Below are 13,514 nucleotides of genomic sequence, written 5' to 3' on the forward strand. Positions count from 1 at the left end.
GAACCACCCCACAGATTACCAGGATGGTGATCTCTAGGAGACAGAATGTCGAAGATTTCGGCAATGATGGACACCGGTAAGCGCTCGCTGATGAATTCTCAGACAGCGTTGCAAACCGTCGGTCATAACATCGCCAATAAATCCACGGAAGGTTTCTCTCGTCAGAGAGTTGAACTCCTTTCGAATGTCCCTATTGGTGAAGGTGGACTGCAAATCGGTATGGGTGCCCGTGCCGGTGTCGTGACTCGTGTTAATAATCCTTGGTTAGAAAAACAAATTCAAAAAGAAGGCATGAGCATGGGTTTCGAAGACTCCCGCGCTGATGGTCTTTCTCGTGTTGAACAAATTTATAACGAACAAAACAATAAGGGTCTGAATCAATATGTGACAGACTTCTTTAACGGCTTCCGTGAACTTTCCAATAATCCAGAGTCTTTGGCGTCTCGTACAATGGTGCGTGAGGCGGCTGTGGGTATGGTGAAAGACTTCTCTCGCGTGACTTCGCAGTTGCGTGGTGTGCAAGAAGATCTTGATGCACAAATCAAGACAACGGTTGCTGAAGTGAATGAGATCTCGAAAGAGATCGCTTCCTTAAATGAAAAAATCCAAATCGTAGAAGTTCAGAAAATCCCGGCCAATGACGAACGTGACCGTCGTGATTTGTTGCTTAAAAAACTAGGCGACAAAATCGATATCACTTGGGCTGAGGGTAAAGATGGAATGGTATCGGTTACTGCGGGTCGCACAGCGGTTCTAGTTTCTGGTACGGGTTCTTCTGAATTGAAAGCACGCCAAACAGACACACGTGATCGTATGGAAATCTTTTTCCAAGGTACGGGAACTCCGGCAAATGTGACGGAACAAATTACGGGTGGCCGTATCGGTGGTGCTTTGGATGTGCGTGACCATGTGATCGAAGATCTTTTGGGTCACGTGGATAACTTGGCATTCACTTTGACTACTGAAGTGAATAAAGCCCACATCGAAGGTTTCGACCGCAACGGTAATACAGGTGTCTTGTTCTTTGAACAGCCTGAGACTGCCAAGGGTGCGGCTACGAACATGGCGATGAACAAAACTATTTTCAATGACGTTTCTAGAATCGCAGCTGGTTCGCGTGCGGATGCAGCGGGTGACAATACGATCGCCAACGTAATCTCTGCTTTGCAATACAAGCAGGTGATGGACGGTGGCACGGCGACGATGGATGACTATTACAACACGCAAGTGGGCCAAGTTGGTGCCATGGTTCAGCGTGCAGTGAAGTCCCAAGAGTCACAAAGAAACGTTATCAGTCAGCTGACGAATATCAGAGAATCTATCAGCGGTGTTTCTTTGGATGAAGAAACAACGAAAATGATCGAGTTCCAAAAAACTTACGATGCTTCTGCGCGTTTGATTAAAACAGCAGATGAGATGTTCGATACAGTTCTTAACTTGAAACGCTTGTAATTAGATAAAGGGTAGAAGACGTGAGAATCGCGGATAAAATGGCTTTTAATCAGGTAAATCAGAACGTGGGCAAAAACCGCTCCGATATGTCTGAATTACAGAATCAAGCCGCGACTCAAAAACGTATCAACAAACCTTCAGATGATCCGTTGTCGGCGGCTCGCGTATTGGCGGCTCGTACAGAAGAACACGGTAACTCTCAATTTATCAAAAACATCAATAATGCGAAATCGTTCCTCGAGTTTTCGGATCAGTCTCTGGGTGAGCTGTCTGATGCCTTGGTTCGCGCCAAAGAACTTGCGATCTCTCAATCCAATGATGCCAGCGGAAATGCTGAAAGTCGTATGGTGACAGCCTCTGAGATCGGCCAGATCTATAATCAGACAGTGCAAATCGGTAACCGTAAGTTAGGTGAGCGCTACGTATTTGCAGGCTATAAAACTCAATCAGCTCCGTTCGATCACACAGGTAATTACTTTGGTGATGATGGGGATATGAAAATCCAAACCAACAAAGACTCTTTCGTTGCCATGAATATTCCGGGCAATAAAGTGTTTACGGGTCGTGGTTTGGACGGTGATGGAACAGTTCGTCCTCGTTACGAGACTCCGACGACCGTTAAGGAAGTTCAGGAGTACAAACAGGAAGAAATTGATCGCCTTGAGGTCAACGAAGACGCGGAACGCAATTTTTTAATGACTCGTGGTCCCGCAAGTGAGCATCAGGCCAATGGAAAGCACAAGGCAGACCCGGTAACGGGAGCCCAAGGTGTGAACCTTTTCTCTGTGCTAAAGGGCCTGGAAACCAGTCTGAAAGCCAATGACAAGCAAGGCGTACAGGAAACCCTGGATCTACTGGATCAAGCGATTTCCCAAGTAGTTCTCGCTCGTTCCGAGGTTGGGTCCAGAGTTATGTCCGTAAATAACACCATGGATTCCCTCCAAAAAGCGATCGTGGATAACAAAACGACGGCTTCCCAATTGGAAGACGCGGATGCGTTCCAAGTTATCTCTGACATCAACAAAACAGACAGCACCCTTAAAGCTACTCTCGAAACGTCGGGAAAGCTTATTCAACCAAGCCTTCTTGACTTTCTAAGATAAAAATAATACCTACAGTTCCGCTAAATTTTACCGATAACGACTGCAGCAAAAGGAGTTGTCATGCTGGTTCTCACACGGAAGTTGGGTGAAAGCATCGCTATCGATGATCACATTAAGATCAGAGTAGTACAGATCAAAGGGAAACAAGTTCGTCTAGGAATTGAAGCCCCTAAAGACACTAAGATTCACCGCGAAGAAGTATACGTTGCTATTCAAGAGCAAAACGTACAATCCGCTGACGTCTCAGCTGATAAATCTCGTTCAGTCGCGAAGCTATTGAAGCCTTAGGGCTTCAATGAAGGTGGGATGTGCCGTTAAGCAGGCACTTTCCGCGTTGGTCGTCGTCAGCGTACAGGCGTACGCTTTCCTCCTTCCGCCTTGAAATTGCCTACTTATCGACACATCTGTTTTGCGTTTTTTAGCTTCCGCTAAGCGGGATCGCCTCTGTGGGACTGAGAAGCAGTCCGTCATCCACTTAATTCTATTGAGTCTCCCTGGATTTAGGTCCAGATTTATATGTGTACTTACCCGAAGTGTATCCTGGCGTGTCTAAGATATGGGTAACTGCGCTTGTCTAGAGGGGGAACTGAAATGATCATTTCAACATCGAGATTCGGCCAAGTTGAGCTGAAACCAGAAGATGTACTGACTTTTCCAGAAGGTCTATTGGGCTTTGCTGATTTAAGAAAGTTTGCTCTTCTCGATGATCCAAGTGATGAGATCTTCGCATGGTTGCAAAGCTGCGAGAACGCGCAAATTGCATTCCCAGTTCTAGAGCCTGAGTTGTTTGCTCCAACTTACAAAGCAAATCTAACTAAAGGTGACATGGAAGCGATCAAGCTAACGGCTCAAGACAAAGCTCGTTTCTTCTCTATCGTTACTATCCCAGATGATCCAACACAAATGACAGCAAACTTGAAAGCTCCAGTTGTTATCAACGTGGCTCAAAAAACAGCTCGTCAATGCGTACTTCAAGACAACAACTTGGCGATCCGTGAACCTATCTTCACGAAGCTTCAACAACGTGTTGTTCAGAACCCTGCGGTTGCAATCAAAAACCAATCCACTGGTATCGATGTGGCGACAAAGCTTCACATCGTGAGAGACGCAGAGTTATAAGATTTCTTCAAACAGTGAATCAAATCTAATAGGCTTCAATTGAAAAATTGAGGCCTTTTTATTACCCGCGAAAACACTTTTCTCCTCGATGAACCATGCTATCCTTATCCCCACTTTGGAGGCTGAATCTAAGATGAAGTTTTGGGGTTCTTTGCTACTGCTTTGCAGTTTCATTCAGATGGTGTCGATGCCTGCGATGGCGACGCCAGTGCCTCATATTTCTTTGTTCTGGGAAGTGCAAAACTGGGAGTCTGTTTTCGGTGTTGTGACAGCAGCATCTGGTAACGACAAGTTTGAAAAAGGCACTCGCGAGATTTTGAAATCTCAAAAAATTGATCTGACTCAGCCCTTTGCAAAAATTGAATTCGACGGAAACAAAGTTCGCATCGAAGGTTTGAATGAGCCTTTGATTATGGGTGCGACGGCTTCTGAATTCACTTATCAAAATGTACCGTTCACCTACAAGCCTAAGAAAAGCGTAAAATCTAATTTCGAAGAAATGCGTAAAGCTTGGAAAGGTTTTGCAGAGTTAAATTTCCCGCAAAGTCTTTCGACTCGTAAACTGGCAAGTGCTGAGCCTCCAGTGTATGCAACTTTGTTTTCTATTGTTGGAGCTGCGGCAACGTTGGGTGATACGGGAATTCCTGTTGGTGGATACTTTGGCTTCAAATGGTATAAGAATTCCGCTGATCCAATTCTGCTAGAGTGTGGTGGCGGTAAAAGCGCCCAGGTAAAGGGGAAAGATCGCTTGGTGGTCGAAGCCTTGCCTGATGGTCAGCAAGTGTTCTACAGTGAATCTAGCGGTCAAAAGGTCATTCAGGGCGAGCTAGAAAAGATCACTCTGCGCGGTAAGGAAAGTTACGCAATCACCAATGGCAACGAGGCCGTGAATGATTTGCGTATTGCCGATGCGGTTGAGCTCAATAAGAAATTAATGGCGATGAAAACATTGTGTGCGAACCCTGAAGAGGTTGAACACTTTAACAATACGTCTCGCCGAATTCAGGAGGCCATCAACGCAGGCAAGATCAAACTTGCCCTTGATCACAGAGCCTCTCCATCATTGAAAGACCCTGATTCAGTCAGCGGTGTTCGCTAATTCACTAATAGATTACGTTCGAAGAAGCCATCAGGCCGATGCCATCGTAAGGTGAGCTGTTGCTAACCTTGGGCTGATTCTTTTGATAATAAGCACCCAGGGCGAAGACATTGGCGCGATCTTGGATCGTGATTCCGCCTGTGAATAAGTAGCTTTCTGAAGTGCTTTGATCCGTGTAGGCGAATCCTGCCAAGGGTTTTACCTTGTTGAAAGCACTGCCACGCCAAGCGATACCGTAGTCCTTGTATTCACTTGTGCTGCTAGAGGCTCCGGCCTTGTCTTTCGAATCAATCCGGCTGCCATAGCTAACGTCGAGAAGGAATTCTTGATTATAGATTTTCAGTAATTGGCCAATTGATAGCTTGTACGAAGGTGAAATGCGAGGATTGTAGATCACGAAGGACTCGTCGACAGTTGTCGGTGTGGATGAATCTGTTTCTGCGCCGTAAAACAAGCCTTCGGCGAAAACCGTAGGCAGTTTCAAAGTTCCTGATAAACCAAGTTTATAAGAATCCGAAATCTCCCAAAGGAATCCCGGGGTGATTGTGGGTTGCAGGTACTTTTTTCTTTCGTGTCGATACTCTGTAGTCACAGCGCTCGATGTGCCGATGTAAGTATAAATATTTTGCTCTTGGGTCGAGTAGTCGGCACCCAAAGAAATTCCCCAGCCCATATTTTTGTTGATGAGGTTCGCGTACGCCAAACCACCTTGGATGACGTCGGCATCAAAGGAAAAACGCATATGAACATTATATCCAGAGACAGTATCCATGCGGCTTTGAAGCATTTTGATAGCAACAGGATTGGTGACGTAGATGGATAAATAGCCAGTTCCCACAGGGAAGATACTATTTGCCAGCAAAGGGCGAATGCTACTTTGCTGACTGTCTTCGTCTAATCCCGTCAGCTGAAAGTGATGCTGTTCAAGGGCATTTCCGCTGACAGTGATATTCAGGCGGTTCGTGGTAAAGAAAGCCATCCCTGCTGGATTGAATAAAGGATTTCCTGGGGAGGCAGGCAGTGCCGTCCCCACGTTGGCCATCAAAGCTTCCTCGTGTCCAATTGGAAAGAGGTTCGCAGAGCTGGTAAGAGGCAGAAGTGAAATCAGTGTTGTAAGTGCCGCTCTTTTAAATTTCATATTTTCAGATTATGTCGTTTCAAGTTGAGGAAGAGATTTTTCAGTCTTCGCACCCAAACGTTTCAGGTCTTCGACCTGATCGATCAAGTTGCCGCGACCGTCGGAAACCTTTTTGATGACTTCTTCGTGAGCTTTTTGAGCTGCGCCCAATTTCTCTCCCAAGTTTTGAAGGTCCTTCAAAAGATTGGCGAATTTTTCGTAAAGCAAACCACCACGTTTTGCGATCTCCAGGGCGTTTTTCTCCTGACGATCTTGTTTCCACAAAGCAGCTACGGTTCTAAGAGTCGCAAGCAATGTTGTCGGGCTTACGATGGCAACGTTTCTTTCCCAAGCGTATTGGAAAAGTTCCGGTTTCAATTTAAACGCCAAGGCGAAAGCAGGCTCCAAAGGCATGAACAAGATCACGAAATCAGGGGAGATCAACTTGTCCGCTGCGTGGTATTTTTTGTCAGACAAACCATCGATGTGCTTTTTCAAAGACTCTACGTGGAATTTTCCAAAGCGTTCTTGGTCTTCCAAGTTTTCCGCAGAAGAATACTGTTCGTAAGCTACCAAAGTCATTTTCGAGTCGACGATCAAGTGTTTGTTATCTGGAAGATTCACAATCACGTCAGGGCGAAGGATTTGACCGTCGTCACCGCGCAGATCCATATCTGTCCCTTGGATCACGTACTCTTCGTTTTTGCGCAGGCCAGAACGTTCCAAGATGTTTTCCAAAATCAACTCGCCCCAATTACCTTGGGTTTTAACTTCGCCTTTAAGGGCTTTTGTTAGATTTTGAGTTTCTGCTGACATCACTTTGTTCAATTCCATCAGTTTCGTCAGTTCGCCGCGCAAAACGCCGCGCTCGGATCTTTCTGTGGAGTAGGACTCTTCGACTTTCTTTTCAAAGTCTTTGATGCGCTCTTTAAGGGGTTCCAAAACAGAGGCGATGTTTTTGTGGTTTTGGTCGGTGAACTTTGCGGACTTTTCCTCAAAGATTTTTTGAGCCATGTTTTCAAACTGCGTATTCATGCGGTTTGCGAGCTCTTCTTGCTGTTTACGAGCTTCACTCATGAGAGATTTAGTTTCTGTTAGGTTCTGCGTCAGAAGTTCGTTCTTCATCTGCAAAGACTGAAGGTCGGCCTGCATTTGGGATTTTTCAGCCATCGCTTGTGCCTTGGACTTAAAATAAACCACCACTCCGGCAATCAATGCACCAGCAATAAATGCGATCAGGGTTCCAAAGTTCACGGGTACCTCCTCGAGTCAACGTACAGTTCAGATTTGCCATTAGAAGTGCTTTTGGTCACACGAAAAACGGTGTATGATGCGCGGATGAGTCAAATTAAGAGTGTTCTTTTAGCTTTCCGTCCAAAAACCCTGACAGCCGCACTGGTACCTTGCTTGGCAGCAACTGCCCTGGTCAAAGCCATCGGTCTTTCATGGGATGGACATGTTCTGTTTTACGCCTTGGCGGCATCGTTCCTAATCCAAATCGGTACCAACTTGGTGAACGATGCGGTGGATTTTAAAAAAGGCGCGGATACGGAAAAACGTATCGGTCCACAACGTATTACTCAGGCGGGGATTTTATCCGCAAACCAAGTAATGGCTTTGGGCTCTTTGTGTTTTGCATTGGCAATCGCTTGCGGCATTCCACTAGTGATGAAGGGTGGAGTCGTTATCGTGGCGATCGGTATCGCTTCGGTTTTGATGGGTTACTCATACACGGCGGGTCCGTTCCCTTTGGCTTATTTGGGCCTGGGTGATTTGTTTGTGATCTTGTTCTTTGGATTGTTGGCTGTGATGGGGATGGTTTTCCTGAACACAGGCGACTGGATGATTGAGGCCTTTATTTTGGGTCTACAAATCGGCTTCCATGCGACGGCGTTGATTGCGGTTAATAACTTGCGTGACCATGCCGGCGATAAGTTAGTGAATAAGAAAACTTTGGCTGTTCGCTTTGGTGTGAAGTTTTCGCGCTATGAGATCGCGGCGATGGCTTTCTTGCCATTTGTTCTGAATTTGTACTGGTGGTTTGAGGGTTATAAAATCCCAGCGATCGTTTCTATGTTCGCATTGCCTTTGGCAATTAAACTTATAAAAAATGTGTTTAATACCGAACCGGGTCCTGTTTATAATAAGTTTCTAGGCCAAGCAGCAGGTCTGCATTTGGTCTTTGGACTTTTAATCACCCTAGGATTTGCACTTTGATTAAACTGAGCTACTACGAATATACGATCACTCCTTTTACAACTTTGAATGCAGTGAGTGCCGGGCTTCCTCGTCGCGGAGCTTTGTTCAAAGTGGAGTGGCCGCAAGATTTCGTAGGCTACGGGGATCTTCATCCTTGGCCAGAGCTTGGCGATCAGTCTTTAGATGATCAAATTGCTGCGATTAAAAAAGGCCGTATCACTCCGCAAATGGAACAAACGATTTGGCTTGCTCGCAAAGATGCCGTTCTTCGTAAGAAGGGCAAAACGATTCTGACGGCGGGTGAAAAGGTTCGTAATAACTATCTTGTTTCAAACTCGGCAGAAATCGTTCCGGGTTTCTTGGACGATTTAAAACGCCAATCATTTTCCACAATCAAATTGAAAGTCGGCCGTGACCTAGCTCAAGAAGCAGCAGCGATCACGCGTATTGCGGCGGCAGGTTTTAAAATCCGTTTGGATTTTAATGGCACGGGAAGCTGGCAGACATTCGAGAAATTTTTTGCAGGATTAACAGCACAGGAAAAAGTTTGGATTGAATACGTCGAGGATCCATTTCCATACGATGCGGACTCTTGGGCTGATGCTAAAAAACTTGTGAAGGTTGCAGTGGATGCGCCTTATGAAAAAGTGGATTGGGATAATTTAACCAAAGCACCTTTTGATATCGTGATTATCAAACCTGCGAAAATGGACGTCGATAAAGCGATTGAACGCTGTAAGAAATTTGGTTTGAAAGCGGCAGTAACAAGCTACATGGATCACCCAGTGGGTTCGATCGGTGCGTTGGCTGTGGCGATGGAATGTAAGGAACTTTATCCAGCGATTATGCTCGATGCAGGTTGCTTAACCTATCGTTCATATCGAATGGATGAGTTCGCGGCAGCTATCAATACTTCAGGACCGTATCTGTCGAATGTAAAAGGCTCTGGCATTGGATTCGATCAGCAGCTGAAAGAATTGCCATGGCAGAAACTCAATTAAGTCTTGAGCTTTATTCTGACGACAATCTGATTTTACTAAATCCTCGTTGGCCTGAAAGCGATTATCAAAAACTTCAATCCTTAGCCGAGATCGCGCAGAAAGAGCGCGGTTTGAAGGCTCATGTATGGATTGCAACTTCAGGATCGACGGCAGAGTCTGCGAGTGCAACCAAGTTAGTGGCGCTTTCAAAAAAAGCTCTGATGGCTTCAGCAAAGTCTGTGAATAAGCATTTGCAAGCAACGAATCAAGACGTGTGGACGCAGGTATTGCCGCATTTTCACGTCGGTGGATTCGGTATTGAAGTGCGTGCTTTGTTATCAGGAGCTCGTGTCGTCAATGCATTGAAAGACGGTCGCTGGGATGCAGATTATTTCTATCAGATTTTGCTAAATGAAAAATGCACGTTGTCTGCCTTGGTCCCGACTCAAGTGTTTGATTTGGTCGAGCGTGGATATAAATCTCCAGATTCTCTGCGAGCCATTGTTGTGGGCGGGGGAGCCTTGGAGCTCGCGTTGTTTGAAAAGGCTCGTGCTTTAGGTTGGCCTCTGTTGCCAAGTTATGGAATGACAGAGACGGCTTCACAAATCGCGACGGCTAGTTTGGAATCATTAAATTCAGATCAGTACCCAGACATTGCTCTTTTGTCCCATGCAAATGCGCGAACGAATGAGCAAGGCTTTTTAGAAGTAACGGCGGAATCGCTGTTTACTTGTTATGCCCAGAACACCTCTGAAGGTCCGAAACACTGGGACCCCAAAAAAGGGACTTGGTTTACGACAGAAGATCGTGGCGAAGTACAAGGACATGCATTAAAGATTTCCGGTCGAAGCAAAGATTATATTAAAATCGGTGGTGAGGGGACGAACGTTGCAAGACTGCGAGCTTTGTTAGAGCAAGCAGCTTTGGAACTAAATCCTCAATGGCCGATGCAAGTGACATTGTTGGATATGCCTTCAGAACGTTTGGGAGCAGAGATACACATGGTCAGCACATTGTCCGAAGACGCGAATCGCAAGATTGCAGAATCGTATAGTGCAAAAGTTTTGCCGTTTGAAAAAATCAGACGGACTCATGTGGTTAATAGCATTCCGCGAAGCGATCTGGGTAAGATCCTGTGGCAACAGCTTAAAAATTTATTGTAGGAGACAACCATGATTCGCAAAGAAGACAATCCCTGGAGTGATGCTTTGGTTATGATTTGCACGAAGTGTGGCAAGTCGATCTCCGGCATGAAGGAATCCAACATCGCAGACAACTTGAAGATGTATTACAAGAAAAGCTTGAAAGACAGCGGCGACGGCAAAAAGATCCGCGTAGTGACTTCGAGTTGCTTGGATATCTGTATTGATGAGTTTCAAGCGATCACGGTGGCTTCAAACGACAAGACTGAAAGCTTTATCATGCATCCTGAAAAGGACCGCGAGGCATTCTTAGAGCTTCTAAAAGAGAAGCTCTAAGGGGAGTTGGTAACGTTAAAGCCTCTAGTAATAGATGGGATTGCGAATAAGCTCGTTGCTTGGAAAGACAACGACAGCGAGCTTGGAGCATAAGAAGAATCAACCTTAATAAAGAATCTGTACATGGTTGCATTGTATGGCATCACACTCATCAGTGCGCCCTCTGCGATCGGAGTCGTACAGTTTTCATCAAGATAACCGCTAATTAGATTTCCACTGCCACTCAGAGAGTAAAACATCATATTCAACGGACTCATGGCATTAATGGTATTTCCGTAAGTATCCGGGAACTCCATCTTAATATAAACGCACTGGCCTCTGTAGATAGTGTCAGGAATGGCCATGCTCAAGATCGGCTGTCCAGAAGCGACACTCAAAGTATAATCACGAATGACGGTATTCAATCCCGTCGCTGAAATGGAAATCTGACCCGTCGTATTTTGCGAGCCTGTGGCTTTCACGTAAACCTTAGTAGCTACTTTGTCTTGAGAAATCGTGATCGTGTTTCCTGTCGAAGTATAGCAGCCTTCATCTGTATAGAACTCAAGACCCGCTAAACTTTGGGTGGAACCTAAACTTACGATGTAGTCTTTGTCGGCTGGAATGGACGTCCAATTTTCATTGGCCGTAACAATGGTATAAGCATTACAAGCGCTGCGGCTGATTGAGTTTGGTCCCCAGAAATCAAGTTTCTTAACTGTGGATTTAGTGGAGGTGTCTACTTTCATCGCGAATGGCGGAGTATCGTAATTTGCATCGCTCGCCGTATAAGTGACTTTAACATTGGCAGAGGTGCTTGAAGTCGCTCCGCCTGAATTATACTTTGCATAGATCGTTGCGCGAGAAATACTAGACGAGAAATTGACTGTGGAAGTTTTAAACCCAGCAGCGCAATTGTTCTCTGTGAAGAACTCCATTTTAGAATCTGACGGAGTGAGTGTCAGAGTCAGCGGCGTTACTTCATACGGTGAAATTTTATTATAATTCATGCGTTGAAGAACGATAGGATAACAAACGTCTTTATAAAGGCTTCCGGGCATATCAGTGGTGGCAATAAAACGTCTACTGCCCGCAGGGTCACGCAACACCACAGGAGTAGATGCAGTTGCAGCTGTCAAAGAAGCTGAGGAAGAGATATTGGCCAAACTAAATTCAATAGCGCCATCAATCGGTGCTGGCGGCATTTTCATATAGATCTGTTTGTAGCTTGTGGAGGCTGCAATTGTGATAGAAGACTGTCCATTATACGTGGACGAGCAGTCATTCTGAGAAAGATAGAAACCAATTGCATTTCCCGTGCTATTGGCGATTTGGAAAGTTACGGGAGCTTTCGCCGATGTTTCGTTGCCGTTTTTATCCGTCACAACGACATTGAACATTTCACAAGTGTCTGCGCCACCGTAGCTTTCTGGAAATACTTTACGCAAAGCGAGCTTCGCAGGTTCACCAGTTTGTGAAGGGTCATTGATTTTAGAATCAACAATCTTCAAAGGATGAGTGTCGCCAAAGAAAGTTTCACCCTTGATAAAGATATTTGAAACTTTGGAGTTATCGTCATTGGTGTCGATGCCCCAAGTTGCAAGTAGATCCGCAGACGTAAGATAAATATCGAATTTACCGTCGCTACAATCGTTATCGTTAGTAACAACGGTTCCGCCGATAGTTACAGATGTATTGGCAGAGTGATAAGTTGAATCATCAAAACTAATAATCACCGGGCCAACACGTTTGTCACAAGTTCCTGTGACACGTACGTAGCCAACGGTATCCATATCTTGATCAAAGGGACTGGAGCTCGTTAAAACAGGCGCTGCAAGTTTGCGACCTAACGATGAAACGGAAACGCTGGGTTCTTCACAACCAGATAAAAGAGTCGCAGAGGCGACCAACAGCAATAGTGATTTGCAGCTTACGTTCATGCATTACTCTTCGACGTCCTAACCTTAGGTCTTGAGAACTAGATTGAGAAACTTTCAGATTGTAAGACTGCTGTCTCAGGATGAAACAAAAGCGGGGATTATTTTCCCCAGCCTTTTTCACTTTCGATTTGTTCGCGGATCTGACGTTCGATGCTTTCAGCGGGAACAAGGTTGCCACGTCCCACTCCAGGACAGAATGCTTTCACATCTTTTGCCCATGATTTTGCATTCATAACTTCAGGCCAAAACGGCCATGTACGACACTGAGTAGGACGAGCTTCGTAAACTCCGCAGCCCTTGCCTTTAAGGAACATGCAGTCCGTATTTTTTGGATCTTCTTTCAAATGCCAGATGCCGCCGGTTTTTTCACAGTAGCGGCGAGTGAAGGCTGATGTGCTGATATTCAAGTGCTTGGCAAAACGCTGGCGATCTTCAAGATTCAAATACACGAAACCGTACTCACCATGTGAAGTACAGCACTTGCCTGAACCTGTGCATTCAAAACGAACGCCCTCGCGCCACCATTCTTTACCTGTGAACTTGAACTCTTCCACTAATTTTGCTCCAAGTACGGTTCTAGGCGAGATTTCATTTTCGCCGGAATCGCTGCTTTTTGTTTCGTCTTCAAATCCAAAACAGAGTGAACCATCGTAACGACAGCATGTGTTTTGGTCCCTTGAGTGAAAACGTATTTCATCTTGTACGAAGTTTCGCCAAAACTCGCAACTGTAACTGCGATGTCATAGGTTTCTCCGGGGAAAAAGGGCGCCAAATAGTTGGCTTCAGAGTGGCGCAGAGGGATTGCGTAGTCAGGATCGTGAAAATACTCTTTCCACGTGTACCCGGCGTCCACGATGAATTGCTCGAAGGCATCGTGGGCAAATCCGTAAATATTCCCAAAAAACATGATTTTTGCGGGATCCGCTTCCCTGAAAGTCAGGGTCTTTTTCGTTCGGAAGACTTTATTCATAATGACTGGAACTTTAAGACTGTTCTGCCCTTGACAGCAAGCGCGATTATTAGCATTTTGGGGCCTCATTAGGAGTCT

14 protein-coding genes are annotated in these 13,514 nt (G+C 45.5%); 9 read left to right on the forward strand and 5 right to left on the reverse strand.

Going from position 1 to position 13,514, the window contains the following annotated elements; genetic code table 11:
- Positions 1-45: 45 nt before the first annotated feature.
- From flgK to ACLVWP_RS02280, 5 genes are all read left to right on the forward strand, one after another.
- Complete coding sequence (flgK, locus tag ACLVWP_RS02260) at positions 46-1,452, forward strand: flagellar hook-associated protein FlgK (protein WP_413559808.1); 1,407 nt, start codon at positions 46-48, stop codon at positions 1,450-1,452.
- A 20-nt stretch (positions 1,453-1,472) separates the two neighbouring features.
- Positions 1,473-2,555 (forward strand): flagellar hook-associated protein FlgL, encoded by a 1,083-nt coding sequence (gene flgL / locus ACLVWP_RS02265; RefSeq protein WP_413559809.1) that lies wholly within the window; start codon positions 1,473-1,475, stop codon positions 2,553-2,555.
- A 60-nt stretch (positions 2,556-2,615) separates the two neighbouring features.
- On the forward strand, positions 2,616-2,843 hold the full coding sequence (gene csrA / locus ACLVWP_RS02270; protein ID WP_142698850.1) for a carbon storage regulator CsrA: 228 nt from the start codon (positions 2,616-2,618) through the stop codon (positions 2,841-2,843).
- Positions 2,844-3,146: 303 nt separating this feature from the next.
- On the forward strand, positions 3,147-3,674 hold the full coding sequence (fliW, locus tag ACLVWP_RS02275) for a flagellar assembly protein FliW (protein ID WP_413559810.1): 528 nt from the start codon (positions 3,147-3,149) through the stop codon (positions 3,672-3,674).
- 133 nt (positions 3,675-3,807) lie between these two features.
- Positions 3,808-4,773, forward strand: coding sequence for a hypothetical protein (locus tag ACLVWP_RS02280; RefSeq protein WP_413559811.1), 966 nt, complete (start codon positions 3,808-3,810; stop codon positions 4,771-4,773).
- Between the two features lie 4 nt (positions 4,774-4,777).
- Here the strand turns inward: ACLVWP_RS02280 and ACLVWP_RS02285 are convergent, their stop codons facing one another.
- A complete protein-coding gene (locus ACLVWP_RS02285) occupies positions 4,778-5,911 on the reverse strand; it encodes a hypothetical protein (RefSeq protein WP_413559812.1) in 1,134 nt (377 codons plus the stop codon).
- Between the two features lie 9 nt (positions 5,912-5,920).
- Positions 5,921-7,144: a DNA recombination protein RmuC gene (locus tag ACLVWP_RS02290; protein WP_413559813.1), complete on the reverse strand. Its 1,224-nt coding sequence runs from the start codon at positions 7,142-7,144 to the stop codon at positions 5,921-5,923.
- Positions 7,145-7,228: 84 nt separating this feature from the next.
- Between ACLVWP_RS02290 and menA the strand changes: the two genes are divergently transcribed.
- The 4 genes from menA to ACLVWP_RS02310 are packed head-to-tail and all read left to right on the forward strand — an operon-like array spanning position 7,229 to position 10,547.
- Positions 7,229-8,107 carry a 1,4-dihydroxy-2-naphthoate octaprenyltransferase gene (gene menA, locus ACLVWP_RS02295; protein ID WP_413559814.1) on the forward strand — a complete coding sequence of 293 codons (879 nt, stop codon included), beginning with the start codon at positions 7,229-7,231 and terminating at the stop codon, positions 8,105-8,107.
- Positions 8,104-9,090 carry an o-succinylbenzoate synthase MenC gene (gene menC / locus ACLVWP_RS02300; protein WP_413559815.1) on the forward strand — a complete coding sequence of 329 codons (987 nt, stop codon included), beginning with the start codon at positions 8,104-8,106 and terminating at the stop codon, positions 9,088-9,090. Before menA ends, menC begins: the two co-directional genes overlap by 4 nt.
- Complete coding sequence (locus ACLVWP_RS02305; RefSeq protein ID WP_413559816.1) at positions 9,072-10,232, forward strand: AMP-binding protein; 1,161 nt, start codon at positions 9,072-9,074, stop codon at positions 10,230-10,232. Before menC ends, ACLVWP_RS02305 begins: the two co-directional genes overlap by 19 nt.
- Before the next feature lie 9 nt (positions 10,233-10,241).
- The gene (locus ACLVWP_RS02310) at positions 10,242-10,547 is read left to right on the forward strand and encodes a (2Fe-2S) ferredoxin domain-containing protein (RefSeq protein ID WP_413559817.1); all 306 of its coding nucleotides are present in this window, start codon (positions 10,242-10,244) and stop codon (positions 10,545-10,547) included.
- On the opposite strand, the gene ACLVWP_RS02315 is transcribed toward ACLVWP_RS02310, so the two are convergent.
- The 3 genes from ACLVWP_RS02315 to ACLVWP_RS02325 all read right to left on the reverse strand — a co-directional run bounded on the left by ACLVWP_RS02315 (position 10,544) and on the right by ACLVWP_RS02325 (position 13,436).
- Positions 10,544-12,466 carry a hypothetical protein gene (locus ACLVWP_RS02315; protein ID WP_413559818.1) on the reverse strand — a complete coding sequence of 641 codons (1,923 nt, stop codon included), beginning with the start codon at positions 12,464-12,466 and terminating at the stop codon, positions 10,544-10,546. The genes ACLVWP_RS02310 and ACLVWP_RS02315 overlap by 4 nt on opposite strands.
- Positions 12,467-12,564: 98 nt before the next feature.
- Positions 12,565-13,020, reverse strand: coding sequence for a YkgJ family cysteine cluster protein (locus tag ACLVWP_RS02320; RefSeq protein WP_413559819.1), 456 nt, complete (start codon positions 13,018-13,020; stop codon positions 12,565-12,567).
- A complete protein-coding gene (locus tag ACLVWP_RS02325; protein WP_413559820.1) occupies positions 13,020-13,436 on the reverse strand; it encodes an acyl-CoA thioesterase in 417 nt (138 codons plus the stop codon). Before ACLVWP_RS02325 ends, ACLVWP_RS02320 begins: the two co-directional genes overlap by 1 nt.
- Positions 13,437-13,514 lie beyond the last annotated feature (78 nt).

Origin of the sequence: Bdellovibrio sp. HCB209 (assembly GCF_047306065.1) — a bacterium.
Classification (GTDB): domain Bacteria; phylum Bdellovibrionota; class Bdellovibrionia; order Bdellovibrionales; family Bdellovibrionaceae; genus Bdellovibrio.

Excerpts from the sequence above, each read along its gene's own strand:
- flgK (WP_413559808.1), top strand. The coding sequence starts at position 46 with ATGTCGAAGATTTCGGCAATGATGGACACCGGTAAGCGCTCGCTGATG.
- csrA (WP_142698850.1), top strand. The coding sequence starts at position 2,616 with ATGCTGGTTCTCACACGGAAGTTGGGTGAAAGCATCGCTATCGATGAT.
- fliW (WP_413559810.1), top strand. The coding sequence starts at position 3,147 with ATGATCATTTCAACATCGAGATTCGGCCAAGTTGAGCTGAAACCAGAA.
- ACLVWP_RS02280 (WP_413559811.1), top strand. The coding sequence starts at position 3,808 with ATGAAGTTTTGGGGTTCTTTGCTACTGCTTTGCAGTTTCATTCAGATG.
- ACLVWP_RS02285 (WP_413559812.1), bottom strand. The coding sequence starts at position 5,911 with ATGAAATTTAAAAGAGCGGCACTTACAACACTGATTTCACTTCTGCCT.
- menA (WP_413559814.1), top strand. The coding sequence starts at position 7,229 with ATGAGTCAAATTAAGAGTGTTCTTTTAGCTTTCCGTCCAAAAACCCTG.
- ACLVWP_RS02305 (WP_413559816.1), top strand. The coding sequence starts at position 9,072 with ATGGCAGAAACTCAATTAAGTCTTGAGCTTTATTCTGACGACAATCTG.
- ACLVWP_RS02310 (WP_413559817.1), top strand. The coding sequence starts at position 10,242 with ATGATTCGCAAAGAAGACAATCCCTGGAGTGATGCTTTGGTTATGATT.
- ACLVWP_RS02315 (WP_413559818.1), bottom strand. The coding sequence starts at position 12,466 with ATGAACGTAAGCTGCAAATCACTATTGCTGTTGGTCGCCTCTGCGACT.
- ACLVWP_RS02325 (WP_413559820.1), bottom strand. The coding sequence starts at position 13,436 with ATGAATAAAGTCTTCCGAACGAAAAAGACCCTGACTTTCAGGGAAGCG.